Origin of the sequence: Streptomyces sp. NBC_00984, assembly GCF_045162475.1 — a bacterium.
In the GTDB taxonomy this organism is placed as follows: Bacteria; Actinomycetota; Actinomycetes; order Streptomycetales; family Streptomycetaceae; genus Streptomyces.
On sequence record NZ_CP108734.1, the window covers coordinates 4,904,322 to 4,929,791 of the forward strand.

Here is a 25,470-nt window from a genome sequence, read left to right on the forward strand (position 1 = left end):
CGGCGTACGTCCGCGATCGGCCGGGTGGCCCGCCATCTGTCACCCGCTGCCGTCCTTCCGTAATCACCAGCACCACACCATCAGGGAGTCCATCCGTGGCCAAGCTCACGCTCGATCAACTGGAGCGTCATCTCTTCGCCGCGGCGGACATCCTGCGCGGCACCATGGACGCCGCCGAGTACCGCGACTTCCTGTTGGTGCTGCTGTTCCTGAAGCGGGCGAACGACGAGTTCGACGCCGCCCGCGACCGGATCATCTCCCAGGAGTTGGCGCAGGGCGCGTCCAGGGAAGAGGCCGAGGAGGAGGCGGACGAGCCCTCCCACTACGCGAGCGTCAGGATCATCTACGTCCCGGAGCAGGCCCGCTGGGCCCGGCTGGCCGGTGCGGTGGACGACGTGGCCACGAGCTACCTCCAGCCCGCCCTCGACGCCCTGGAGGGCCATAAGGGCAACGAGAGGCTCCGTGGCCTGTTCGGACACGTCAACTTCAACCGGATCGGCGGAGGCGGCGGCACCGGAACATCGGCGGCCAAGCTCGCGGACAAGCGGCTCGCCGCGCTCATCGGCCACTTCGGGAGCCTGCGGTTGCGCGGTGAGGACTTCGAGTTCCCGGACGTCATCGGCGCCGCGTACGAGTACCTGCTGAAGGACTTCGCCGACTCGGCGGGCGCCAAGGGCGGCGAGTTCTACACCCCGCGTGCGGTCGTGCGGATGATGGTGGAACTGGCACGGCCGCAGGCCAACCAGCATGTCTACGACCCGTGTGTCGGCTCCGGCGGAATGCTCATCCACACCAAGGAGTACATCGAGGAGCACGGCGGCGACACCGAGGACCTGGCCCTGGCCGGGCAGGACGCCAACAACGGGTCGTGGGTGATGGCCACGATGAACATGCTGTTCCACGGCGCCAGCGACTTCGACCTGAAGACCGGTGACACGCTCACCAACCCGTTGCACGTCGACAAGTCGTACGACGTGGTGCTCAGTAACCCGCCCTTCTCCATGGACTACAGCGCGGAAGATCTGCCCGATCTCGACGGCCGTATGAAGTACGGCTACACGTCGGAGAAGGGCAAGGCCGACCTGATGTTCCTCCAGCACATGCTGTACATGGTGGAGGGGCGGGGCGGCTCCGTCTTCACCGTGATGCCGCACGGTGTGCTGTTCCGCAGCGGTGCGGAGGGAGACATCCGGGCCCGGCTGATCGAGGACGACCTGCTGGAGGCCGTGATCGGTCTGCCGTCCAACATCTTCTACGGCACCGGCATCCCCGCCTGCGTGCTGGTGCTCCGTGCCAGGGGCCAGAAGTACCCGGACCGGCAGGGCAAGGTCCTGTTCATCAACGCCGACCGCGAGTTCCACTCCGAGCGGGCACAGAACGTGCTGCTGCCGGAGCATGTGGAGAAGATCGTCTCCACGTTCCACGACGAGGTGGGCGACGGGGTGGGCGTGCCGCGGTTCGCCCGCTGGGTGAAGCGGGAGGAGCTGGAGAAGAACGGCTACAACCTCAACATCCGCCGCTACGTGGACAACACCCCGCCGCCCGAGCCGCAGGACGTGCGCGCGCATCTGTCGGGCGGGGTGCCGAAGGCGGAGATCGCGGCGGCGGAGAAGGCGAAGCTGCTGGAGGCCTACCGGGTCGGGGCGACCGACCTGTTCGCTGATCGCGGGCCCGATTCCGCGTACGTCGACTTCCTTCCCGAGGACGAGCGGCCGGACGCCGAACGGCTGACCGCCCTGGCCGAGGGCCGGGAGCGGGAGCTGTGGGACGCGTTCGACAAGTGGTGGGCCGTGGAGACGGAGCAGATCGCGTCCCTGGCGCCCTACAAGGACGACGACCGTACGGAGTTCGAGAAGCGGTCTCAGCTCGCCCGGCTGCGCGCCGACCTGATCGACTCATTCCGCAAGTTGCTGCTCAACGTGGACCTGCTGGATCAGTACGCGCTTGCGGGAGCGGTCGCCGGGTGGTGGCAGGACGCCAGGAACGAACTGAAGGCCCTGGCCGGCAACGGCTTCAAGGGCGTCGTCGAGGGCTGGGTCGACACGGTCGAAGCAATGCTGGAGCCGGAACCGAACCCATGGACCGGCGGCGCGCGCAAGCGGTCAGGCTCGGAGCGGCGTCAGGCGTACGGCCACAAGGTCGTGGCCCGGATCGCCCCGGACTTCCTGCGCGAACTGGCCGAGGCGGACGCGCTCAAGGCCAAGCTGGACGTGAAGGTCAAGGCGGCCGAGGAGGCGGAGGCGGCGCGGGCGGCTGCGGCGGCGGGCGCGGTGGGGGATGACGACGAGGCCGGGTCTCTTGATCCGGCGGTGGCGGACGCTCTGCTCAGCGAGCCGGACCTGAAGAAGCTGAAGAAGGAGCGGACTGCGGCGGGCAAGGCGGTGAAGGCGCTGGAGGAGGTGTTCTATCCGCTGGACGGGTTGGGGGGCGCCGCGAAGGCCGGTGCGCGCGCCGCTGCAGCGAAGAAGGCGAAGGCGGCGGAGCCTGCGGCTGCTGCCGCCGCTGAGCAGACGGCACTGGACGTGACGGTTGCCGACGCCGATGCGGAAGAGGAGCGGCCTACGCCCGGTCTGCATGAGGTACGGGACGCGCTGGGCGAGGCGGGTGCGCGCGAGATTGTGCTCGGCATCCTCCGGGACGACTTGGCAGCGAAGCTGGAGGGCCATGTGGTGCGGCGTCGGCGGGAGTTGATCGACGTGTACGTGGGGTGGGAGCGGAAGTACCTGGTGTCGCTGCGGGACATCGAGGCGCGGCGTGCGGCTGCGTCGAAGCGGCTGGAAGGGTTCCTGGAGGAGTTGGGCTATGTCGGCTGAACCGGACGAGATTCGCTGGGTCCCCGTGGGGGAGGTCGGTGAGGTGCGGATGGGGAAGCAGCTTTCGCCGGCCAGCAAGGATGCTCCTGGGCAGATGCCTTATCTGCGCGTTGCTAACGTCTTTGAGGGGCGCATCGACTATCGAGATGTAAACTCTATGGGGTTTACGGATGCGGAAAAGGTGATCTATTCCCTTCGCCCGGGAGACATTCTTCTAAATGAAGGCCAGGAAAGTCTGACGAATGTCGGGCGTAGTGCCGTTTATGATGGCATGCCTGATTCGATCTGTTTCCAGAACACTCTCATTCGCTTCCGCGCGAGTGGGAGTGTGGTGCCCGAGTACGCTCAAGCTGTCTTTGTTAACTGGCGTCGTATGGGTATTTTTGCGAGGGTGGCGGAGAAGACTAGTATCTCTCACTTGGGTGGGAGTCGCTTCGCGAGGATGATGTTTCCGCTGGTCCCTCGGCGAGGGCAGTGCCGAATCGTTGAGATCCTGGATGCGGTCACCGGTTCCGAGCAGGTTGCACTGGAAGAGGTTGCGAAGCTCCGAACCATTCGAAAAGTCCTCGTTGAGCAGATCTCCCGTTTCGAATATGTGCCCATGGTGAATATTATCGTCGACGGCCCTCGGAACGGTATTTACAAGCCCGAAGGGCACTATGGCGAGTCGGGTACGCCAATTGTTCGCATCAACAGCTTCGATGGTGGACCCTCTAATTTGACTCGTGGCTTGCTGCGTGTGAAAGTTTCTGATTCTGAGGTGCGCAGGTACGGGATTGTGGTCGGGGATGTTCTGATCAATCGAGTAAACACCCCTGGTCTCGTTGGGAAGTCCACGGTGGTGTCTGATCTTGTCGAGGCCACTCTGTTCGAGTCGAACATCATGCGATGCCGGATCGATTCCTCTAAGATTCATCCGAAAATCGTCGAGGCTTGGCTTTCTGGGTCCGTTGTCCGAGCCCATTTCGCAAGCCGAACGAAACCGGCTGTTTCGCAGGCAAGTATCAATCGGTCTGATGTGTTTTCTTGTCCGATCCCGAAAATGGATTCAGGCGAGCAGTCGGAATTTCTCGAAAAGCTTGAAGCAATCGACCTGGCAATTTTCGAGAGTCAAGCGCGGGTAGTTAAGCTGGCTCAGTTGAGAAAAGGTCTCACGGGTGACCTGCTGGGTGTCGCTAGTTCGGCAGTGGCCCAAGCTTGAAGGTTTGAACCTGGTCAGCGTAGAAAAGGAAGAGCCATGCCCGTTCGGAAGCCGCCCACCGCCCGTCAGCGGCGGCTCGGGGTCGAGCTTCGACGGATGCGCGAGCACGTCGGGCTCTCCCTGACCGATGCCGCCGCGCTGCACCGCGTGGACAAGACCGCCATCAGTAACACCGAGTCCGCGCGATTCGGTGTCAGCGCCGACCGCGTACGCGTGTGGGCCTCCAACTACTCCTGCCCGGACCGCACATACGTGGATGCCCTGGCTGACATGGCCCGGGAGCGCGCCGGGTCGAACTGGTGGGACGAGTTCCGGGACTCGTTCTCCTCATTCATGCTGGACCTGGTGGAGTTGGAGCATCACGCCGTATCGCTGCGGCACGTGCAGATCACGCACTTGCCCGGTCTGTTGCAGCACGAGGACTACGCCCGCGCCGTCTTCGGCGAGGCTGTCCCGCCGTTGACCCCGGAAGCGATGGATCTGCAGGTGGACTTCAGGACGCGGCGCCGGGCCCTGCTCGACCGCCCGAATCCGCCCGACTGTTCGTTCCTCCTCCATGAAGCTGCCCTGCGGATGCTCTTCGGCGACCGTGCTGTTGTGCGGCGGCAGCTGGAGGACCTGTTGAAGTACTCCGAGCGGGACTCCGTGACGTTGCGCGTCATCCCGTTCGCCGCGGGCGGGTTCCCCAGTGCGGGCAGTTCGACGATGTACGCGAGCGGGCCGGTCCGGCAGTTGGACACCGTGCAGATCGATGTGCCGAACAGCATCACGTTCCTCGATGCCGAGACCCATCTGACGAACTACCGTGCCGTGTTGGATCGTATGGAGACGCGTTCGCTGGAACCGGAGCGTTCGCGCGACTTCATCCGCAGAGTGCTGAACGAGCTATGAAAGCCTGAGGATCGTGGAAATTCAGTGGCGCAAGTCCTCGTTCTCGGAGCAGTCGGGGAACTGTCTGGAGCTTGCTGTTGTAGGTGGCGGCGTCCTCGTCAGGGAGAGCGACGATCCCGCGGTGGTCATCCGGACGACCGCAGCCAAGCTGGCGGCCTTCCTGGAGGGGGCCAAGGCCGGCGAGTTCGACGATCTCGTGTAGCGGGAGCCTCTTCTGCCGCATATGCCAATCCACTTCCTGCCGCATCAATGTTGATGCGGCAGCATTTTTGTCGCTACTCTTTGGTGACTGGTGGTAGCTGTGTGGCTACCGCCTAGACGCAATGCGCCCCGGCGGTGTCGTTACCACCCCGGGGCATGGCCAACGCCTCAGAGGAGCGTCAGCATGTTCCACCGTATCCGTACCTGCCTGCCACGAACACTCGTGCAGGTGGTTCTGCCCTTCCTGGCCCGCGTCCTGCGCGTCCTGCGTGCCCCCACTCCTGTAACTCCCGTACCCCCGTCGGCCCCCGCGCCCCGCATCGGCGCTCATCCCCACCCCCGCCCCCAACTCCCGTACGCGCAAAGCCCCCGCCCCATCGACCCCGGGCGCCGCGCCCACCGCACCGCCATGCGGCTCGCGCTCGACGGGCTGGTCGTCGTGGCTGGGGTGGGGCAGGCGCACAGCGTCGGCAGCCTGGTGCTCGCGACGACGAGGAGGGCCGCCTGATGAGTGTGGATCAGGTACGCGTCAGCCGGGTGCCCAGCAAGCCCGTGCGGCGGGAGGCGGACGGGTCGCTCGCCATCGATCTCTGGTTGCGTCGCGACGGCGCATTCGAAGCCGATGCCGCGCTCCGTCTCACCCCCGCCGAGGCCGAGACGCTGCACGCCCAGCTCTGTTACGCGCTCGACGACGACACGGCCGCCCTCATCAACCCGGTCTCGGCTCGGCCGGACTGTCGCAAGACCACCCTCACCACGCGCCGCCAGACCTGAGCGGACCATCTCCATCTGCCAGGCCCCGCAGCTCCGTTGCGGGGCCTGGCCCGCGTGCCCGCCCCGCCCTGGCGCACAATGGATCCTTCGCACGGGTTCGCCAGTACGCGGGGAGGCACGGGGGATGGTCGCCGAAGTGGTCGAGGGGACGACCGAGCAGGTCGAGGCGGAGTGGCCGCTGCTGGCGCATCTCAAGGCGATGGGGTGGCAGCACATCGAGGGCGCCCGGCTGAAGGACGCGGGCGAGCGCGACGACTTCCAGAACGTCCTGCTGGACCGGCGGCTGCGGGCAGCCGTGCGCAGGAACTCCTCGTGGATGACGGACGACGCGCACACCGACCCGGCCGTCCTCGCGCTGCGCGCCGCCGCACGGCACGTGTCCGCGCAGTCGCTGCCGCAGGCCAACCGCGACGCGACCCAGCTCCTCCTGGACGGCTTCCTGCACGCACGCCCGGACGAGCGGGACGTGAAGACACGGTTCGTCGACTGGTCGTACGAGGCGCTGGAGGGCACCCGGGAAGAGGTCCTGGCCCGTAACGACTACCTCGTCGTCGACCAGTTGAGGGTCTGCGACGCGGACGGCAAGCCGGCCGTGCTGGACCTCGTGCTCTTCGTGAACGGCATCCCGCTCGTCGTCATCGAGTGCAAGTCGCCGGATGTCCGTGACCCGCTGGGCAAGGCCATCCGCGACCTGCGCGCCTACACCGGGCGCCCGGTGGGCGACGACACCCGCAGCGGACCGGGCGCGCTGCGGGGCGTCCCGCACCTGTTCGCGCCGGTCCAGCTGCTGATCGCCGCCGACGGGACGGAAGCCGCGCTCGGGACGTACTCCTCCTCCGAGGAGCACTACGCGCTGTGGCGCAGCATCAGTTCGGACTACGCGAAGCCGGAGCATCTCCGGCAGGAGCTGCGTGGCTGGGGGCTCCTCGACGCGAAGGCCCGGCCCACCCTCCAACAGCAGCTGACCGCGATCGTCCTCAAGCCCGGCAATCTGCTCAACATCGTCCGGCACTACGTCTTCGAGAAGCCGCTCGGTGACGACAAGAGCACCGGAGCGAAACGGCGGGGACAGGCAGTGGAGCCCCGGACGGCGAAGGTGGTCTGCCGGCATCAGCAGTACCGGGCGACGGAGAAGATCGTCGAGCGGCTGCATACGCGCCGGAGCCGCGCTCTCACCGGCCGGGACCTCGACGAGCGCGGCGGTGTCATCTGGCACACCCAGGGCGCGGGCAAGAGCTTCACCATGCAGTTCCTCGCCCGGCGGCTGCACGCGAGCCCGGACCCCGCGCTGAACGGCATCACGATCGTCGCCGTCACGGACCGCATCGACCTTCAGCGGCAGTTGCGCAAGGCTGTCGCGCTGAGTGAGTCCGAGGTACGGGAAGCGAAGTCCCGGACCGACCTGGAGAGCCTGCTGGGCCGGGCCGGACGCCACGGCGGGCGTGCGGTGATCTTCGCGACCATCCAGAAGTTCCTCGGCGATCTGGTCCGTGTCGACAACGGGACGAGTGACACGACCGGCGGCGAGGAACGCTCGCTCGACGGGGACTTCGAGGCCGGGCGGGCGAAGGCAGCAGCCGGTGCGAGTGCACAGGAGGTCGCCGACCCCGCACCGGACGCGGAGACCCTGCGCAAGGCCGCGAGGATCTTCCCCGAGTGCAGCGACTCGGACCGGGTCCTCGTCCTGGTCGACGAGGCCCACCGCTCCCACACCTCCGTTCTCCACGCCTGCCTGCGCAAGGCCCTCCCCAACGCGGCGAGGGTCGGCTTCACCGGTACTCCGCTCATGGAGGGCAGGCTCACCGACACCGGACGCATCTTCGGCCTGGAGCCGAGCACCACACCGGGCGGGGAGCCGGAGTTCCTCGATACGTACCGCATGACCGAGGCGGAACGGGACAAGGTCGTCGTGCCCGTGCGCTACGCAGGGCGGGCCACCAAGGCCGAGGTGCGGGACAAGGAGCAGCTGGACGAGTGCTTCGAGGACCTGATCGAACCGCTGGACGAGACCGAGAGGGCGCGCGTACGGGCGAAGTACAGCACCCCGTCCAAGCGCGCCGTGGCCGAGTCGCCGCCGCTGATCTGGCGCAAGGCTGCCGACATGCTGGAGCACTACGTCACCGGCCCGCTGACGGGCGGGTTCAAGGCACAGGTGGCTGTGGTCAGCAGGAAGGCAGCCGTTCTCTACCGCAATGCCTTCCAGGAGGCGCGCACCGAACTGCTCCTGCGCGTCGAAGAGTTCGACCGAAGCGGACGGCGGGAGTCCCTCCGGGGAAGGGCTCCGGAGACGTACACCCGCGAGGAATCGCTTCTCCTGCGCGCCTGGCAGTTCCAGGAGCTGCTGCGACGCATCGACTTCGTGCCCGTGATCTCGGCCGGCTCGGAACAGAAGTCCGGGAGATGGCGCGAGTGGACCGACGAGAGGAAGCAGCGCGAGCACATCGCCCGGTTCCTCCAGCCGTTCCCCGAACTGCCTCCGGACAATCCCTGGGCGGTCACGCCGCCCGCCGAGCCGAATCCGGTTCCCGCCGGTTCCGTCGGCGGCATGAACCCCTGGAGCGATCTGGTCTGGGGCGATGAGGCGGCCGATCCGCCGCCCGTCGCCTTCCTCATCGTGAAGTCCATGCTGCTCACCGGATTCGACGCCCCCATCGAGCAGGCGCTCTACCTGGACCGGCCGATCCGCGACGCCGAACTGCTCCAGGCGATCGCCCGAGTCAACCGGCCCGCCCGCCGTAAGACGGAGGGGCTGGTGGTCGACTACTACGGCGTACTGAACAACCTCGCCGTGACCCTGGCCGCCTACCAGGGCAACCCGCGCGCTCTCGACTCGCTGCGCGACATGTCCGAAGAGCTGCCGGAGCTCGGCCGGACGGCCGGGGAGTTCCGCGCGTTCCTGGAGGCAGTGGGGATCGACGCGGACGGCCTCACGACGAGAGCAGGACTGGCGCAGGCGGTGCTCGAGCTCTCGGACCCCGCACGGCGGGCGGACTTCGACCGCACGCTCGGCGAGTTCCTGGGCGCGGTGGACCGGGTCCTGCCGCACGAGGACGCCCTGGAGTTCCTCCCCGAGGCGCGGGCGTGGAGCGTTCTTCAGATGCGTGTACGCCGTCACTACCGCGACGACACCGGCGGCGGCTTCGTGATGCGCGGTTACGGCCGCAAGGTACGGGCGCTCATCGCGGACCACCTGGAGGCACAGGAGGTGGACCAGGCCGTTCCGCCCGTGTCGATCCTCGCTCCTGACTTCGACGAGGTGGTCGGCCGGCTTCCGGTGCGTGAGGCCGCGGCCGAACAGGTCCAGGGCCTGCGCTACCACCTGGAGGAGCGGCAGGCGGTGGAGGACCGGGCGGTGTACCGGCAGCTGTCGGCGGAGCTGGAGCGGGTGCTGGAGGAGTTCGCCGGACGCTGGGAGGACATCGTCCGTGAGCTGGGGCCGCTGGTCGAGCGCGCCCGGCAGGCGGAGGAGGCCGACCCCGCCGTTGCCGACCTCAGCCCCATGGAACAGCGGCTCTACGTACTGCTCGGCGAGAAGCTGGCAGAGAGCGAGGTGCTGGACGATCCGGCACCGCTGGAACTGCGCCGGGTCGTGGCCGAGGTGTACGGCGAGATCACCAGCCGGGTGAGCCTGGCCTCCTTCGGCGGCGAGGCCGCTCACGTGGCCTGGCTGGAGGCTTGCCTGTACACGCGGCTGCGTGAGATCGGGTACCGCCAGAGAGGCGAAGGGCGCAAGGAGGTGAAGAGGCTCGCCTCGACGCTCGCTGGGTACGCCACGCAGCACCTGGAAGCGTTCCGGTCCGAGGTGCGGAGAGAATAGCTGTATGCCCCACTTCCCCGACTCGGTGTCTCCCCTCGGTGAGCCCGCGCTCACCGAGGACGGGGTACTGGTCGTTGACGGGCGGGAGCTGAGCGTCCGGATCAGTGCCCGTCGTCGGCGTCTGGGCCTGACCGTCGAGCGGGACAGGTCGCTCACCCTGCACGTGCCCAAGGGGTGCGGGGTCCTGCGGGCCGAAGACTTCGTACGCTCCAGCTCCGGCTGGATCGAGGCCAAGGCCCGGCTCAGCGAGGAGCGACGCCAGCTCCATCCCAAGAGGTCTCTCAGAGACGGCGAGATCCACCGGTATCTCGGGCGGGACCATCGGCTCCTCGTCGTCGACAACACGCCCGACGAAAGCAGCCCGGTCCCCGCTGTTCGCCTCGTGGCCGGAAGACTGCGGCTGGACCGTACGGTCGCGGCCGATGCGGTGCTCGCCCGCAAGGCGATGGCGGACTGGTACAGCAGGGCGGGGCGGCGCTGGATGCGGGGGCGTCTGCAGCCCTGGGCCGCCCGGATGGACGTTCCCGAGCCGACGGTACGGGTGCGGGACCTGGGCCACCGGTGGGGAAGCTACCGGGCCGGTGCGGACGACAACGGGGTGATCTCCCTGCACTGGGCGGTCTTCCAATTGCCGATCCATCTGGTGGATTACGTGGTGGCGCACGAACTCGCCCACGTCCGGGTCGCTGGGCACGGTCCCGAATACTGGCGTCTGCTGGGCAGGGCCTTGCCGGAATGCCGTCGGCTGAAGACCGAGCTGGACGAACTGGGTCGTCGGGTGTGGATGGGAGACCTCGCCTGATCGTTTCCGGCGTTCGTTCCGCCGGATCCGTATCGCAGTCCTCGCCGCAGATCCGCAGCCCCTTCGGTGTCGCGCACGGCAGGTGTCCGTGGCGCCCTCCTGTTCCGGAGCGCGCGGGCCAATGGTCCAGACCTTGACAGGTCCAGACCATTGGGGCTTGAGTGGTGGGACGTCCAGACGGCCCGCTGAGGTGTTCGGCGTGCCCTGCCGAAGGAGTGAGCAGCGCTGAAACGTATCAAGGGCCTTCTGATCGTGCTGAGTTCCGTCGTTGCGACGGCCGCCTTCCTCCCCACCGCCTCCGCCTCCGCCGCCGCGGATCCGGCCCCGAAGTGTGCGCCCGTGTGGAGTTCGTCGACCGCCTACACGCAGGGCGGCACGGTCGCGCATCACGGCCGCAACTGGACGGCCAAGTGGTGGACGCAGAACGAGAATCCGGGTGCCACGACCGTCTGGGCCGACCAGGGGGCCTGTACGGGCGGGGTCTCGGACTTCGTCATCGGCGAGGCGCAGTTCGACGAGATCTTCCCGGACCGCAATCCCTTCTACACGTACCAGGGCCTGATCGACGCCCTGCACGCCTACCCGCGCTTCGCGAACACCGGCACGCCGACCACGCGGGCCCAGGAGGCCGCGGCGTTCCTGACCCACGCGGACTTCGAGTCGGTCGGGCTCCAGTACGTGAAGGAGATCAACGAGGCCAACTACTGGCGCAAGTGCGACTACAGCCAGCCGTACGGCTGCCCGGCGGGACAGAAGGCCTACTACGGCCGGGGCCCGATCATGTTCAGCTGGAACTTCAACTACAAGGCCGCGGGCGACGCGCTCGGCCTCGATCTCCTCAACAACCCCTGGCTGGTCGAGCAGGACCCGTCCGTCGCCTGGCAGACGGCCCTCTGGTACTGGAACACCCAGAACGGCCCCGGCACGATGACCTCGCACGAGGCGATGGTCGGCGGTGCGGGATTCGGCGAGACGATCCGTTCGCTCAACGGCTCCCTGGAGTGCGACGGTGGGAACCCCGGCTCGGTCGCCGCCCGGGTCGCCAAGTACGAACGGATCACCGGCATCGTCGGTACGGCGCCGGGCTCCCGGCTGGGCTGCTGACGGCCTGCCGCCGGGCCGCCGGGTCCGGCGTTCCGCATGCTGGACGGGGTCGGAGTTTTTCCTTCGGCTCCGTCCGTGGTGCGTCGCATGATCCGGATGAACTCCACGCGGAATTCCTCCTGTTGGGGGCGGGGATGGCGGTGTGGACGTGCCGGCGGCCCGCCTGCGGACGCTCCGTCGGGAAGGGCTCCCCCTATTGGTCCAGACCTTGACAGGTGCAGACCAGCGGCGCTTGAGTGACCGTCAACCCCCCATGGCGGCGCACCGGCCGGCTCGTTGCGCCGCACCGAAGGAGTGATCGCATGATCAGACGCATCATGGGCCTGCTGGCCGCGCTGGGCGCGGTCGTCGCAATGGTCGTCGTTCTCCCCGCCACCACCGCCGCGGCAGCCGACTGCGCGGCACCCTGGAACTCCTCGTCCGTCTACACCGGCGGCGGATCGGCCTCCTACAACGGACACAACTGGACCGCCAAGTGGTGGACCCAGAACGAGACCCCCGGCAGCTCCGACGTCTGGGCGGACCAGGGCAGTTGCGGCGGTGGCGGTACGGACCCGGGCACCCCGTCCGGCTTCGTCGTCAGCGAGGCGCAGTTCAACCAGATGTTCCCGAACCGGAATCCGTTCTACACGTACAGCGGACTGACCGCGGCCCTGAGCGCCTACCCGGGCTTCGCGAATACCGGAAGCGACACCGTCAAGCGCCAGGAAGCGGCGGCGTTCCTCGCCAACGTCAGCCACGAGACGGGCGGTCTGGTGTACGTGGTCGAGCAGAACACGGCCAACTACCCGCACTACTGCGACAGCAGCCAGCCCTACGGCTGCCCGGCCGGCCAGTCCGCGTACTACGGCCGCGGGCCGATCCAGCTCAGCTGGAACTTCAACTACAAGGCCGCCGGTGACGCCCTCGGCATCGATCTGCTGGGCAATCCGTACCTGGTCGAGCAGAACGCCTCGGTCGCCTGGAAAACCGGCCTCTGGTACTGGAACACCCAGAACGGCCCCGGCACCATGACCGCCCACAACGCCATGGTGAACGGGGCGGGGTTCGGCGAGACGATCCGCTCCATCAACGGCTCCCTGGAGTGCAACGGCGGCAATCCCGCCCAGGTCCAGAGCCGTATCGACCGCTACCAGGCGTTCGTATCGATCCTCGGCACCACACCCGGCTCCAATCTGAGCTGCTGACCCGCATTCCGCGGATCCGCGATGGTGGACCCCCACCCGACGGGGGCGTGTCCGGCCCGGCCGGACGCGCCCCCTCTCCGGTTCACCGGGCGGTGTCCGCTCCCGTGGCGTCCAGGGACCGGAAGGCGAGCCACAGGTCGTAACGGGCACTGGGCGCCTGGAGCAGTGAGCGGCCGAGCACCGATTCGAGCCGGGTGAGACGTTTGCGGACCCCCGGCACCGAAATGCCCAACACCGCGGCTGTCGGGGTGAGGTGAGCCTCGCAGCGGAGCCAGGCGCGGAGGGTGTCCCGCGGGTCCGTGGCGCTCCTGGGAGTGTCGGGTTCGGTGAGCGGGCGCAGCTGCTGGGCCGCCCATTCCCGTACGGCCGGAGTGTGCAGGATGTCGTCCAGGCCGAGGGACCGCCGAGCCTTCTTCTTCTCCCGGCGGGCCCCCGCGGTCCCGGTGGGGGTGGCGCGGATACGCAGGGCCAGGTCGAGGGCGGCCTGGTCGCCGACCCGGTTCAGGTCGAGGCCGAGCAGTTCGCCGATCAGCCGGAGCCGGGCGGCCAGGGTGTTGCGGTGGATCTTCAGGTGCAGGGTCGCGTGCGAGGAGAACGCCAGCCAGGAGGCGAGCGTCGCCGCGAGTTCCTGGCTGCCCGGGTCCTGGCCGCGCCGCGGCAGATAGGTGAGCAGCGGGTGCAGCAGCTCGTCCGCCCACCGTGCGCCGTCCGCCCCTGCGGCCACGGCCGGATCCGGCGCCGAGCCGAAGCGGGCATGCCGGTCCGGCAGCCCACGGGCCACGGCCAGTGCGTGGAAGGCCTGCCGGTAGCCGGTCGCGGTGTCGGGCAGCGGTACGTCCTCGCTCACGCCCACGACGCACTCGGTCACCACTTCGGCGACCCGGAGGCCGAGTCGTTGTTCGGCCGCGTCCGCGTCCGCCGGCACGACGAGGATCAGATGGCGCGCGTAGACCGGGCACCGGACGATCCAGGACCGGCCGCCGGAGAGCTCCGCGCAGATCCGCGCCACCTCGTCCCGGCGGCCGCTCGGGCACTCCACGACGTACAACCGGACGGGGTCGGGCAGCGTGGGCTTCAGGGCGCCCGCCACCTGGTGCGCGATGGACAGCTGACCCGTCATGAGCAGATGCAGCACCGCTTCCCGGCTGCGGGACTCCGCGAGGTCGACGCGGCGCCGCTTGCGTTCCACGGCCTCCGCGGCCCAGCACATGGCGAGCGGCATCGCCACGTCGGAGAGCAGGATGGCGAGCCCGTCCGGCAGCGGGCGCGGTGCGACCACGGCGAGGATCGGGGCGGCGGCGTCCTGCGGGCCGTCCAGCGGGAACAGCAGCGCGGTGTGCGGGCCCCGGTCGAAGGCGAAGGAACGCGCGTCGAGCCCCGACAGGCCCTTCGCGTACTCGCCCGCCATCGCGGCCGACTCGACGCCCGTACCGTCCGCGCTGCGGGTCACGCCGTGCAGCACGGTGCCGTCCGCGTCGAGCAGCCCGGCCCAGCCCGCCGCCCGGCCGGACACCCAGTGCAGAAGCTCCCGGGTCCCGCCCGACCGGGCCAGCCGGTACATCCGCAGTACGTCATCGGCCCGTTCCCGCGCGTGCACAGATCCTCCGCTCCTGCGCTCCTGCCCAAAAACCGGAATGCAGGCTACCGGTTTGATTGTGCGGACTGATACCTGTCACGGCCCACACGGTGCGAATTGAAGCTTCCGGGTACCTACCCGAGGACCTAGAGTCCGAACACGGTTGCGGCACCCTCGGGGGAGGGGTAGGGGGCGACAGCAGCGGCTCACGGGGGTGGCCGCTGTCGCGTCGGCCGCAACCGTTCTTCTTCTTCCGTTGTCAGTGGCGGCCCCTAGTGTCGGCTCACGATCACGACCGTGACCGGAGTCGACCGGGAGAGGCCGCCGCCATGGAGTTCCGCATTGAGCACAGCGCACTGACCGATGCCGTGGCCTGGGCCGCCCGGGTGCTGCCCACGCGCTCACCCGTTCCGGTGCTGGGCGGGCTGCTGCTGGAGGCGGCCGACGGCCGGCTGCGCATCTCGGGGCTGGATTACGAGGCGTCCGCCCGTATCGAGGTGGAGGCGGAGACCGTACGGGCCGGGAAGGTGCTGGTCATGGGCCGCCGACTGCTCGATGTCTGCCGGGTGCTGCCCGAGAGGGTGGTGGAGTGCGCGGTCGAGGGCTCACGGTTCTCGCTGGCGAGCGACGGTGCCCGGTTCGGCCTCTCGGTGCTGCCGTTCGACGACTACCCGGCACTGCCGTCGTTGCCGGAGGTGCTCGGTGAGGTGGACGCGGACGAGTTCGCGGCGGCCGTCGCCCATGTGGCGGTGGCGGCGGGCCGGGACGACACGCTGCCGACCCTGACCGGCATCCGGCTGTCCCTGGACGGCGACACGATGACGCTCGCCGCCACGGACCGCTACCGGTTCGCGGTGCGCACCCTTGCCTGGAAGCCCGGCGCGGCCGATGGCGCGGACGGTGTCCCGGCCGATGTCTCGGCCGATGTCGTGGTCTCCGCCCGCAGGCTCACCGAGATCGCCCGCTCCTTCGGCCGGGGCGGCCTGGTCCGGCTCGCGCTGGACGGCGGCTCGGCCGGTTTCGAGCTGGCCGGGATGCGTACGACGGTGCGTCTGCTCGACGGCCGACTGCCGCGTCACGACAAGCTGTTCGCGATGACCGGCGCGGTCACGGCGGAGACGGACCGGGCGCCCCTGGTCGAAGCCGTCAAGCGGGTCGCCGTGGTCGCGGAGGGCGGCAGCCCGCTCCACCTCGCCTTCTCCGACGGCTCGGTGCTGCTCCAGGCGGGCTACGAGGACGACGTCGCCTCCCAGCGACTGCCCGCCGTCCTGGAGGGCGCCGACGAGCTGACGGTCGCCTTCAACCCCGCGTATCTGATGGATGCCCTGGGCTCGTTCGGCACCCCTGTGATCAGGTTCGAGCTGATGGGCCCCGGCCAGCGGGCGATGGTCACCGGCCGGACGCCCGGGGCGGACGCGGAGGACTCCCGCCCCGCCCACCAGCACCTGCTGATGTCGGCCAAGCCGCTGGTCTGAGAGCCTGTCGGGTGTGTCCCTCCGGGACGGCAGCCCGGAAGGAGTGGGCCGTACGCGCCCCGCTTGGCAGGATCGGCGTCATGAACTCTGAGCGGTGGAGCACCCATGTGGTCGAGATCCGCGGTGACGACGTGACGAAGCGGTACCGGAAGGGCGACGCCCGTGCTCTGCTCGACCGTGAGTGGCGGGCCCTGACCCTGCTGGATGCCCATGCGCCGGGCCTCGCCCCCGCACCGATCGCCGTCGATCGAGAGGCCGTTCCGCCGGCGGTGGTGATGTCACGGGTGCCGGGGGTTCCGCTGCGGGGATCTCCGGTGGACGCGGTGCGGATGGCGGCGATGGCCGAGACGCTCGACGCGTTGTACGCGGCGGTCCCGTACGACCGCCTTGCCCGGGTGCCGATGCGTCCGGACCACCAGGCCGGGCTGATCGCCCGGCTGCGTACCTGGCACGGTCGGGGGCCGGGACCGGCTGCCGGAGCGGCGGTCCGGGCGGCGCTGCGCGAGGGCATGGCCTGGCTGGACCGGTCGGGCCTCGCCGCCGGGCCGTACGTCCCCGGTGCACCGGTCTTCGGCCCCGGCGACGGGAACCTCGCCAACTACCTCTGGGACGAGCACGCTTGCCGGGTACGGGTGGTCGACTTCGAGGACTCCGGCCGCAGCGACCGCGCCTTCGAACTTGCGGAGATCACCGAGCATGTCTCCGGCTGGAGCGACGGAGGTCTCGACGCCGTGGCCTTCCTCGACTGTTTCGATCTGACCGCCGAGGAGCGCAGCCGTCTGCGGGAGTGCCGTCGTCTGCTCGCGCTGACCTGGTTGTTCATCCTCTCGTTCGAAGATCCCGCGCATCGCAGGAACCCGCCCGGTACGGCTGAGGGACAGGCGGGCCGGCTGCGTGAGCTGCTGGGCTGACCGGCGCGGGCGTGACCAGGCGTCGGCGCGAACGTGGCGGAAGCCGGCGGGTACGGGTGCGGGGCCGGGCGATCCGCCCGGCCCCGCACGCATGCCGTCCGCTCGTGGACCGGCCCGCTGTCCGGCTACTTCGTGAAGATGAAGTACTGCCAGGCGCCGTGCGTGGTCGAGTTCACCGTGTCGTTTGAGGTGCCGTTGACGTACGAGGCGCGGACGCGCATCCGGTAGCCCGTGTCATGGGTACCGGTCAGCGTCACGATGGACTTCCCGCTGGTGCCGAGCTTGAAGTACTGCGAGCCCGCGTCGTACCACTTGCCCTGGTAGTAGATCTCCAGGGACAGCTTGTGCGCGCGGTTCTTGTAGTACGTCATCGTCGTCGTGAAGACCGGGTTGGTCTTCTTGTGGAAGTACCGGTACGGCGTCTTGCCGATCTTCGCCGTCTTGTACTGCTTGGCGACGGAGGTCGAGACCTTCACCTTGGCGAACGCGGTCGACGTGACCTTCTTCGAGGTGTACCGGCCGTCGCCCTTGAAGATCGCGGTGACGGTGGCGTCCCGGGTCATGTCGACCGTGGTCGACAGGTTTCCCTTGGAGTTGACCTTGCCGGTCTTCACCAGCTTGTTCGGCTTGTCCGGCCCGAACGGGTCCACCCACAGCTCGACGGTGCGGTTCTTGTACGTCTTGCCGAGGTGCGCGGTGAACGACACATCGGTGCCGTAGGAGTACAGCGCCTTGTTGTGGTTCAGGGTCAGCGAGGTGACCGTCCGGGGCACGGCGACCTTGTCGGAGCCGGACGCCGCGGAGTGGGACGCGTCGCCCGCGTACGACACCTTGTACGTGACCTGGCCGCCCGCGGTCGGGGTGTCGGTGAAGGAGAAGCTGCCGTCCGACTTGAGCGTCACCGAGGGCAGAGCCTTGCCCTTGGGCGACTCGATGTCGGTGCGCGTGACCGTGGCCTTCGAGCCCGCCGGGAACGCGCCCGCGGACTTGACCCGGCCGGTGACGGTCAGCTTCTTGTTGAGTGCCGACTTCGCCGGGGCGTTGACCGTGACGGTGGTCGCGGACTTCACGGCGTCGGTGAGCACCCGCAGCGAACGGACGCCCGCGCTGTTCTCGGTGACCGCGAAGAGCCGGCTGGTGTCCGGCGCCCAGGCCAGCCCGGCCGGAACCAGGAGGTCGGATCCGCTGCTGGTACCGGTGTTGGGGAAGTCGTACGTCCGGATCGGCTTGGTGGTGTCCTGCTTGTAGACGTACACGTCCGGCTCGTAGGAGCCGTCGATGCCCGCGGCGACCGTGCCGTTCGGCGCGATGTCCACGGCGTTCGGGTACGCGTCGGACGGGTACGTGGTCCCGGGCGTGAGGTCCGAGGTCCGGTAGGCCTGGTGGTGGTACGGGTAGCCGCTGGCCACCACGACCTGCTTGCCGTCCGGGCTCAGCGCCAGGTCACGCAGGTTGCCCCCGTCGGTGGAGATCTGCGCGGTCCGCGTGGCCGTCCCCGAGGCGACGTCGTACACGGCCAGCTGGGTGGGGCTCTGGCCCTCGATGCCGGCGGCCAGCGTGCCCGGCGCACCCGCCGCGGACGCCAGGGTCGGCGCCGCGTACCAGGTGCGGTTCGGCTCCTGGTCCAGGGTGATGACCGGCTCGGCACCGGAGAGGTCGAGCGACCCGATGTTGCCCTCGGCCGCCGCCCCGTAGCCGAACCAGAGCTTGCCGCCCGCCAGCGCCGGGTAGGCGGGCTTGGTGTTCGCCCCGGTCGCGTATCGGGCGGACTCCACCAGGGCGGAGGTGTCGATCGCCGCGATGGCGTCGGCGCCGCGCACACCCGCGTACAACGTGCCGGAGTCCGCGGACAGTTCGAGACCGGTCACGCCCGGCAGCGAGGGGATCGTACCGACGACGTTGCCGCTGTAGTCGGTGGCGAGGACCTTGCCGCCGGTCGGGTCACTGATGAAGACCCGCTTGTGCACGCCGTCCGCGACGACATCGCCGACGGAAGCGGCGGGAAGAACCTTGCTGGAGTCGGCAGCGGCCGGATTCGCCGCCCCGCCGACCAGAACCACTGAGCTGAAGAGGACCGCGAGCGAGGTCGCGGTCGAGATTCTGCGCGTACGCAAAATGGTTTACCCCCACGGTAAGAGAGGGCCGCATGGCACCCAGAGATGAGAGAGGGGTGCGGCCCAGGAACGCAGGGTATGTCATGGCGTCCACAAGTCGTACACATTTGCGGGGCCGGGACGCTCCCCGACCCCGCACATCGTCAGTTCGCCCTGGGCGAGCGGCGCCTTCCGGCCCTGCGGCGCTGCACCCCGTACGGGAGCGTCCTGACCGCGCCGGTCGCGGTGGGGATCGGCCTCACGGTGCGCAGCCTGATCCGACCCGCCCGTCCGGTCGGCTCAGTCGTCCTTCGTGTACGTGAGCTGCTCGCCGCTGTCGTTGTTCTCACGGCGCAGGGTGCCGTCCGGGAGCAGGGTGAGCGTGGTGGCCTTGCCCGCCGTGCAGGACGTCATGGGCTCGCCCGCGCTGACCGTGGAGGGGCCGACCTTGACGGGACCGCCCGGGGACGGCTCGGCGATCAGGGTTGCCTGGAAGACGCAGTGGTAGGTGCCACCGGTGTCGAGCGGGCCGTCCGCGGTGAGGGTGAGGACGCTCCGGCCGACCGCGCCCTGCTGGATGACGAGCTTCCGGGTGGAGTGGCCGGCCGCGTTGTCGATGGAGCCCGACCAGGTGCCGAGGTAGCCGGACGGGATGGGGCCGTCGCCGTTCTGCCGGCCGTCGGTGGGGGAGGAGTCCGGCGATGACGGGTCGTCGTCCGCCCGGGAGCCCGACGAGCTGTCCGGGCGGGTCGGGGAGTCGGTGGCGGACGGCGTGGGACCCGGTGTCCTGCCGTTCATGAGCGCGTAGACGGATCCGCCCGCGCCTATGGCCACGAGCACGGCGACGGCGACGAGCGCGATGGACGAGCCCCTGCCGCGGCGGGCTGGTTCGGGCTCGGGCTGCGGGGCGGCGGGGTAGGCGGGGCCGTACGGGGGTGTGGCGCCGAATCCGGGCTGAGGTTGCGGCTGTTGGTACGGCTGTTGCTGCTGTGGTGGATATCCGTACCCGGCGTGGTTCTGCGGGGGGCCGAAGCCCTGGCCGTGGTGCGGCTGGGCGGGCAGCGGCGGGTAGCCGTAGGCGGGGGCCCCGTGCGGTGGGGCGGGCGCGGGGGACGGGGCCGGAGGGTTCGCGAGCTGCGTGGGCACGGGGCGGTCCGAGGGGGCCGCGGGAGGCGCGGGCACCGGGGCTCTCTCGTCCGGTACGGGGGCCTGTGCGGCCGTTGCCGCCTCCTCCGCCGCCTCCTCCGGATCCTCGGAGTCAAGCAACTCCACGGCGTGGCGGCCGAGTTGAGCGATCAGCGCACCCGGGAGCCAGGGTTCCGCCGTGTCTGCGCCGGCCAGGCGCGCCAGGATCGCGTCCGTCGTCGGGCGGGCGGCCGGGTCCTTCCGCAGACAGTCCCTGACCAGTTCGACGAGGCCCACGGGGACGCCGGTCAGGTCCGGGTCCTCCTGCGCGATCCGGAACATCTGCGCGTGCGCGCCGCTGTCGGACGCCCCGAACGGGAACCGGCCGGTCGAGGCGTACGCCAGTACCGAGCCGAGACAGAACACGTCGCACGCCGGAGTCACCCGCTCGCCCCGTACCTGCTCGGGCGCCATGAAACCGGGCGATCCGACCAGGGCCCCGGTGCGGGTGACACCGCCGTCGGTGACGGTGTCGAGTGCGCGGGCTATACCGAAGTCGATGACGCGCGGTCCGTCGATCGTCAGCAGGATGTTGGAGGGCTTGAGATCGCGGTGGATGAGCCCGGCGGCGTGGATGGCCTGGAGGGCGCGGGCGAGACCGGCCCCCAGGATGTGGACCGAACGCTCGGGCAGGGGTCCGTACGCGCCGGAGGCCGCGCCCTCGGGGGTGCGCGAGCGGCCGGTGACGGTGGCGTGCAGCGAGGGCCCGGCGACGTATCCGGTGGCGACCCAGGGCACGGCGGCCTCGGTGTCCGCGTCCAGCACGGGGGCGGTCCAGGCGGAGCCGACCTGGCGGGCGGCCCGTACCTCGTGGCGGAACCGGTCGCGGAACTCCTGCTGTTCGGCGAGTTCGCCGCGTACCAGCTTGATCGCGACGGTACGGCCGCGGTCGGACCGGGCCAGATAGACCTGGCCCATGCCGCCCGCGCCGAGCCGGCCCAGCAGCCGGTACGCGCCGATGGCACGCGGATCCTGTGGCGTCAGGCTCTGCATGGCGCTGAACGTCCTTCCCCCGGGAGTGAACTGAGCGGTTCCTGGCGTGGCTCGCTCGATCATAGGGATCCACGCAGCGCGCGGCCGGGCCGGTTGCGGGTTCGGGGGTCTTCATGGGGTCCGGGCGTCCGGGGCACGTCGGAGGCGGACCGAGGGGGCTCGTCGGCGGTGCGCGGGACCCGGCCCCGTGTGCCGACGACCCGACACCCTGCCCACCAGAGCGCGCCACGCCATACAAGGTGGCCATGTCGGGCCGCTCCCGGCGCGACCTACGCTCGCCGCATGACCCCTCATGCCCCTCATGTCGACCCCGCCGCCGGTGCGGCCGTGAAGGCCGCCGACCGCGCGCACGTGTTCCACTCCTGGTCCGCCCAGGGTCTGATCGACCCGCTCGCCGTCGCCGGCGCCGAGGGGGCGTACTTCTGGGACTACGACGGCAACCGCTACCTGGACTTCACCAGTGGCCTCGTCTACACCAACATCGGCTACCAGCACCCCACCGTCGTCGCCGCGATCCAGGAGCAGGCGGGCAAGCTCGCCACCTTCGCCCCCGCGTTCGCGATCGAGGCGCGCTCCGAGGCCGCACGCCTCATCGCCGAGCGCACCCCCGGTGACCTGGACAAGATCTTCTTCACCAACGGCGGCGCCGAGGCCGTCGAGAACGCCGTCCGGATGGCCCGGCTGCACACCGGCCGTACGAAGGTGCTCTCCGCCTACCGCTCGTACCACGGCGCCACCTCCACCGCGATCAACCTGACCGGCGACCCGCGCCGCTGGCCGTCCGACAACGGTTCGGCGGGCGTCGTCCGCTTCTGGGCACCGTTCCTCTACCGCTCGCCGTTCCACGCCGAGACCGAGGCCGAGGAGTGCGCCCGCGCGCTCCAGCACCTGGAGGACACCCTCGCCTTCGAAGGCCCCGGCAGCATCGCCGCGATCATCCTGGAGACGATCCCCGGCACCGCGGGCATCATGACGCCGCCGCCCGGCTATCTCGCGGGCGTCCGCGAGATCTGCGACCGGTACGGCATCGTCTTCATCCTCGACGAGGTCATGGCCGGTTTCGGCCGCACCGGCAAGTGGTTCGCCGCCGACCACTTCGACGTGGTGCCGGACCTGATGACCTTCGCCAAGGGGGTCAACTCCGGTTACGTACCGCTCGGCGGTGTCGCGATCTCCGCCGAGATCGCCGCGACCTTCGAGACCCGCGCCTACCCGGGCGGACTGACCTACTCCGGTCACCCGCTGGCCTGCGCGGCCGCCGTCGCCACCATTCACGTGATGGAGGACGAGAAGGTCATCGAGAACGCCGCGCACATCGGCGAGACGGTCCTCGGCCCCGGCCTCCGCGAACTCGCCGAACGCCACCCGTCGGTCGGCGAGGTCCGCGGCCTCGGCGCGTTCTGGGCACTGGACCTGGTCCGCAACAAGGAGACCCGCGAGCCGCTGGTCCCGTACAACGCGACGGGCGAGGCCAACGCGCCGATGGCGGCCTTCGGCGCCGCGGCCAAGAAGAACGGTCTGTGGCCCTTCATCAACATGAACCGCACCCACGCCGTTCCGGCCTGCAACGTCACCGAGGCCGAGGCCAAGGAGGGCCTCGCGGCCCTCGACGCGGCGCTGTCGGTCGCGGACGAGCACACAGCGTGACCCGGGTCCGCGCGGCCCGTTAGCGCGGCCCGACAGCGCGGACCGGTGGTGTGCGCCCCTCCCCTGCCCGGATCCGGGCACAGCGGCCCTGGCTTAAGGTGACCGCAGGCGAAAAATGGGGAGGGGCGCCATGTGCGCGAGCGGAGCTGTGACCCGCAGTACGCTGCGGCAGCAGATCGCGGACGCGCTGCGTGACGAGGTGCTCGCCGGGCGTCTGCAGCCGGGGCGGGAGTTCACGGTCAAGCAGATCGCCGAGCAGTACGGCGTCTCGGCGACACCGGTGCGCGAGGCGCTCTTCGACCTCTCCGCGCAGGGGCTGCTGGAATCGGATCAGCACCGGGGCTTCCGGGTACGGGAGTTCACCATCGCCGACTACCGGTCCCTGGTCGAGGCCCGCAGCCTGGTCATCGAGGGAGTCATCCGCGGCGTGTTCCTCGGCGCCGGGCTCTCGACCGCGCAGCCGACGGCGTTCCGGGACTGCCTGGTCTCCGTGCGCCGCAGGGCCCAGGAGGCCGCGCGGGCGGCGCGAGGGGGCGACCTCGACATCCTCATCGGCTACGACCTGCGGTTCTGGCGCGAGTTGGGCGCGCTCGTGGGCAACGCGTACATCAACGACTTCCTGCACCGACTGCGCGTCCAGGCCTGGGTGTTCGCGGTGCCGTACCTGCGCCACGACGAGGCCGCCCGGGACTGGCTCTGGCACGGTCATCAGGATCTCGTCGCGGCGATCACACTCGGCGAACACGACGCGGTGCGCGCGGTGATGGACGACTACAACACCCACGCGCTGAACTGGGCGGACCGGCTCGCGGCCGGTGAGCTCGAACATCCGCGGCGCGGCGGGCAGCCGACCGGGCAGGCCCCGGACCCCGGGGCACCGCAGTCGTAACCCCCGTCCCGCCCCTCGCCGCCGACGGCCACTGTGCGCAACGCGCCCACCGCATTACGCTGTCCCGACCATCTTGAACGTTCCGATGCGCACCGTGGGAGAGCGAGACTTCGTGGCCTGTGACCTGTGGCTGGTTCCCCTCGTCGATGTGCTGTGCCACAGCCCCGACAATCCGTTCGCCGAAGAGATAGCCGTCTACGACAGGGCGTTGGGCGAGGTCGGACTGCCGCCCGTCCCCGTGTACGCCTACATGCCGGGCCTGACGGGCGACGTCGCCCCGATCGCGGGCTTCGACTACGACGCCCTGCACTTCCTGCGCCGCGCCTTCCTGCTCCAGATCAGCGGCCTCGCCGTCACGCCGGTCGGCGAACTGGGCGGGGACTACGAGCAGTTGCTGGAGATGTTCGAGGCGACGGCCCAGCAGTCCCACCTGGTCTGGCACTACGACCACGCCGGGGCGTACGTCCCGCTGGACTTCACCGTCCCGCTCTCCAACGACGACCTGCTGGAGGGCGGCGGCCCGCTCGGCTCCTCGCACGGACTGCTGCGGGAGCTGGAGTACGTCGCCCCGTCCATCGGCATCGACCCGGCGAACCCGCCGGCCGCCCCGCTGCCGCCCGCCGCACCGACCTCCGTGGAGGAACCGGCGGCCCCGATCCCGTACGACAACAGCCCGTTCGCCCGGGAGCGGCACGTCTGGCTGGGCCTGCACGCGGCGGCCACCCGCAGCCTCGCCCAGGGCTCAATGATCATCTTCAGCTGAAGGCGTCCCGTGATCCCCGGTGGATCAGGGATCACGGGACAGCCCTCAGCTCCGAGCGGCTTCGGCGCTTCCTGGGCGGCCGGGCGCCCCCGGGGTCACCGCGGGGACTCCGGGGGGCGCTGGCGCGGCATGTTCGGCCGGGTCATGGTCTGGAGCGGGAAGCGTCCCGACAGCACCCCGTGGTCCGAACGCCCGCCGCTCCCGACGCCCGAGGACAGCGCCTGCATCCCCATCGGCGCCGGCCCGGACCGGAACTCCACCATCCAGTCCGCAGTCTCGGTGCGCACGAGCTCCGTGACGTCCTCCGAGAACCGCCGCAGCACCCCCAGGCACCGCTCGGCCGCCTCGCTGGCCGTCCCCTCGGTCGGGCCGAGCACCTCCCGCACGCACTCCGACGCCCAGTCGAACTGGAGCACCTGAAGGCGCCGCTGCACGGCCTGGGCGGTGGCGAGATTCCTCATCCAGCCGGAGGTGAGGCCGAAGTACCGGTCGCACGCCATGCTCGCGGCGCCCAGCAGCAGCGACAGATAGCCCCAGCCCGCCGCCCCGTGCAGCGCCCCGGTCAGATCGAGCAACGGCAGCGCGGCGCCCGCGACCGCCCCGACCGCGGTGCCGATCCGCAGCGCCCTGGCCGCCCGGCGCTTCCACACCCGGTCGCTCAGGTACCAGTCGGCGGTGCGCAGCGCGTCGGCCTCGACCCAGCGGTACAGCTCGTCGAGGCGGTCGGCGGGTTCGCCCCAGTCGCCGAGCGGGAACGGCGCACCGGTCAGATCCCGTCCCCGTCCCCGTGTGCGGGAGTCCGAACCGGAGGTACCGGCCGAGCCGGCCGAACCGGGCTCGTTGCGGGGCGGCCCCTCGGGCTGCATCTCCGGCTGACTCACCGGGAACTCCTCTGCATTCTGCGTAGCGACGCCTGATGTGGCGATGTGTTTCGAGACCGGGGTACTCACTGCTCTCCGGCGTGGCCGACAGTCCCGCGTGGGTAACCTTGCGTGACGGCCGGTGTGCCTGTGTGACCTGATGCGCATGCTCTTCCTACCGCCGAATGGTGGGCCATGGGGTAGAAAACGCGGTATTCCCGGGTGCGCCGGGCCTGTGATCAGGTATAGGAGCCCGGCAAGGGCTGCCTGAAACTCACCCGAAAGAGT

19 protein-coding genes are annotated in these 25,470 nt (G+C 69.7%); 15 read left to right on the forward strand and 4 right to left on the reverse strand.

Translation table 11 applies throughout. The features are described 5' to 3' along the window. The first annotated feature begins 95 nt into the window (after positions 1 to 95). The 10 genes from OG520_RS21845 to OG520_RS21890 all read left to right on the forward strand — a co-directional run bounded on the left by OG520_RS21845 (position 96) and on the right by OG520_RS21890 (position 12,790). Positions 96 to 2,813, forward strand: coding sequence for an N-6 DNA methylase (locus OG520_RS21845; RefSeq protein WP_406014280.1), 2,718 nt, complete (start codon positions 96 to 98; stop codon positions 2,811 to 2,813). Beyond that, positions 2,803 to 4,014, forward strand: a complete 1,212-nt coding sequence (locus OG520_RS21850; RefSeq protein ID WP_406014281.1) for a restriction endonuclease subunit S — start codon at positions 2,803 to 2,805, stop codon at positions 4,012 to 4,014. The genes OG520_RS21845 and OG520_RS21850 overlap by 11 nt, the downstream gene beginning before the upstream one ends. A gap of 36 nt (positions 4,015 to 4,050) precedes the next feature. Next, positions 4,051 to 4,905 (forward strand): helix-turn-helix domain-containing protein, encoded by an 855-nt coding sequence (locus OG520_RS21855; RefSeq protein WP_406014282.1) that lies wholly within the window; start codon positions 4,051 to 4,053, stop codon positions 4,903 to 4,905. 4 nt (positions 4,906 to 4,909) lie between these two features. Then, positions 4,910 to 5,107 (forward strand): DUF397 domain-containing protein, encoded by a 198-nt coding sequence (locus OG520_RS21860; RefSeq protein ID WP_406016538.1) that lies wholly within the window; start codon positions 4,910 to 4,912, stop codon positions 5,105 to 5,107. Between the two features lie 183 nt (positions 5,108 to 5,290). Beyond that, the gene (locus OG520_RS21865; RefSeq protein WP_406014283.1) at positions 5,291 to 5,614 is read left to right on the forward strand and encodes a hypothetical protein; all 324 of its coding nucleotides are present in this window, start codon (positions 5,291 to 5,293) and stop codon (positions 5,612 to 5,614) included. Further along, a complete protein-coding gene (locus OG520_RS21870) occupies positions 5,614 to 5,880 on the forward strand; it encodes a hypothetical protein (protein WP_406014284.1) in 267 nt (88 codons plus the stop codon). The genes OG520_RS21865 and OG520_RS21870 overlap by 1 nt, the downstream gene beginning before the upstream one ends. Before the next feature lie 124 nt (positions 5,881 to 6,004). Then, the gene (locus tag OG520_RS21875; protein WP_406014285.1) at positions 6,005 to 9,697 is read left to right on the forward strand and encodes a type I restriction endonuclease subunit R; all 3,693 of its coding nucleotides are present in this window, start codon (positions 6,005 to 6,007) and stop codon (positions 9,695 to 9,697) included. Between the two features lie 4 nt (positions 9,698 to 9,701). Then, positions 9,702 to 10,499 carry a M48 family metallopeptidase gene (locus OG520_RS21880; RefSeq protein ID WP_406014286.1) on the forward strand — a complete coding sequence of 266 codons (798 nt, stop codon included), beginning with the start codon at positions 9,702 to 9,704 and terminating at the stop codon, positions 10,497 to 10,499. Positions 10,500 to 10,751: 252 nt separating this feature from the next. Continuing rightward, positions 10,752 to 11,603, forward strand: a complete 852-nt coding sequence (locus OG520_RS21885) for a glycoside hydrolase family 19 protein (RefSeq protein ID WP_406014287.1) — start codon at positions 10,752 to 10,754, stop codon at positions 11,601 to 11,603. Between the two features lie 302 nt (positions 11,604 to 11,905). Continuing rightward, on the forward strand, positions 11,906 to 12,790 hold the full coding sequence (locus tag OG520_RS21890; RefSeq protein ID WP_266417394.1) for a glycoside hydrolase family 19 protein: 885 nt from the start codon (positions 11,906 to 11,908) through the stop codon (positions 12,788 to 12,790). A gap of 82 nt (positions 12,791 to 12,872) precedes the next feature. Here the strand turns inward: OG520_RS21890 and OG520_RS21895 are convergent, their stop codons facing one another. Continuing rightward, positions 12,873 to 14,351: a helix-turn-helix domain-containing protein gene (locus OG520_RS21895; RefSeq protein WP_406016539.1), complete on the reverse strand. Its 1,479-nt coding sequence runs from the start codon at positions 14,349 to 14,351 to the stop codon at positions 12,873 to 12,875. A gap of 344 nt (positions 14,352 to 14,695) precedes the next feature. On the opposite strand from OG520_RS21895, the gene dnaN reads away from it, so the two are divergent. Together dnaN and OG520_RS21905 are read left to right on the forward strand one after the other, a co-directional pair. Further along, positions 14,696 to 15,841 carry a DNA polymerase III subunit beta gene (gene dnaN, locus OG520_RS21900; protein WP_399329333.1) on the forward strand — a complete coding sequence of 382 codons (1,146 nt, stop codon included), beginning with the start codon at positions 14,696 to 14,698 and terminating at the stop codon, positions 15,839 to 15,841. A gap of 80 nt (positions 15,842 to 15,921) precedes the next feature. Further along, positions 15,922 to 16,752, forward strand: a complete 831-nt coding sequence (locus OG520_RS21905) for a phosphotransferase family protein (protein ID WP_406014288.1) — start codon at positions 15,922 to 15,924, stop codon at positions 16,750 to 16,752. Between the two features lie 125 nt (positions 16,753 to 16,877). Here the strand turns inward: OG520_RS21905 and OG520_RS21910 are convergent, their stop codons facing one another. Both OG520_RS21910 and OG520_RS21915 read right to left on the reverse strand, forming a co-directional pair. Next, a complete protein-coding gene (locus OG520_RS21910; RefSeq protein ID WP_406014289.1) occupies positions 16,878 to 18,866 on the reverse strand; it encodes an Ig-like domain repeat protein in 1,989 nt (662 codons plus the stop codon). Between the two features lie 279 nt (positions 18,867 to 19,145). After that, a complete protein-coding gene (locus OG520_RS21915) occupies positions 19,146 to 21,023 on the reverse strand; it encodes a serine/threonine-protein kinase (RefSeq protein WP_406014290.1) in 1,878 nt (625 codons plus the stop codon). A gap of 282 nt (positions 21,024 to 21,305) precedes the next feature. Between OG520_RS21915 and OG520_RS21920 the strand changes: the two genes are divergently transcribed. From OG520_RS21920 to OG520_RS21930, 3 genes are all read left to right on the forward strand, one after another. Then, positions 21,306 to 22,670, forward strand: coding sequence for an aspartate aminotransferase family protein (locus tag OG520_RS21920; RefSeq protein ID WP_399329337.1), 1,365 nt, complete (start codon positions 21,306 to 21,308; stop codon positions 22,668 to 22,670). Between the two features lie 130 nt (positions 22,671 to 22,800). Continuing rightward, the gene (locus OG520_RS21925; protein ID WP_399329338.1) at positions 22,801 to 23,559 is read left to right on the forward strand and encodes a GntR family transcriptional regulator; all 759 of its coding nucleotides are present in this window, start codon (positions 22,801 to 22,803) and stop codon (positions 23,557 to 23,559) included. Between the two features lie 112 nt (positions 23,560 to 23,671). Beyond that, positions 23,672 to 24,322 carry a hypothetical protein gene (locus OG520_RS21930; RefSeq protein ID WP_399329459.1) on the forward strand — a complete coding sequence of 217 codons (651 nt, stop codon included), beginning with the start codon at positions 23,672 to 23,674 and terminating at the stop codon, positions 24,320 to 24,322. Between the two features lie 95 nt (positions 24,323 to 24,417). Here OG520_RS21930 and OG520_RS21935 read toward each other — a convergent pair whose 3' ends face one another. After that, positions 24,418 to 25,203, reverse strand: a complete 786-nt coding sequence (locus tag OG520_RS21935; RefSeq protein WP_406014291.1) for an SLATT domain-containing protein — start codon at positions 25,201 to 25,203, stop codon at positions 24,418 to 24,420. Positions 25,204 to 25,470: the final 267 nt, after the last annotated feature.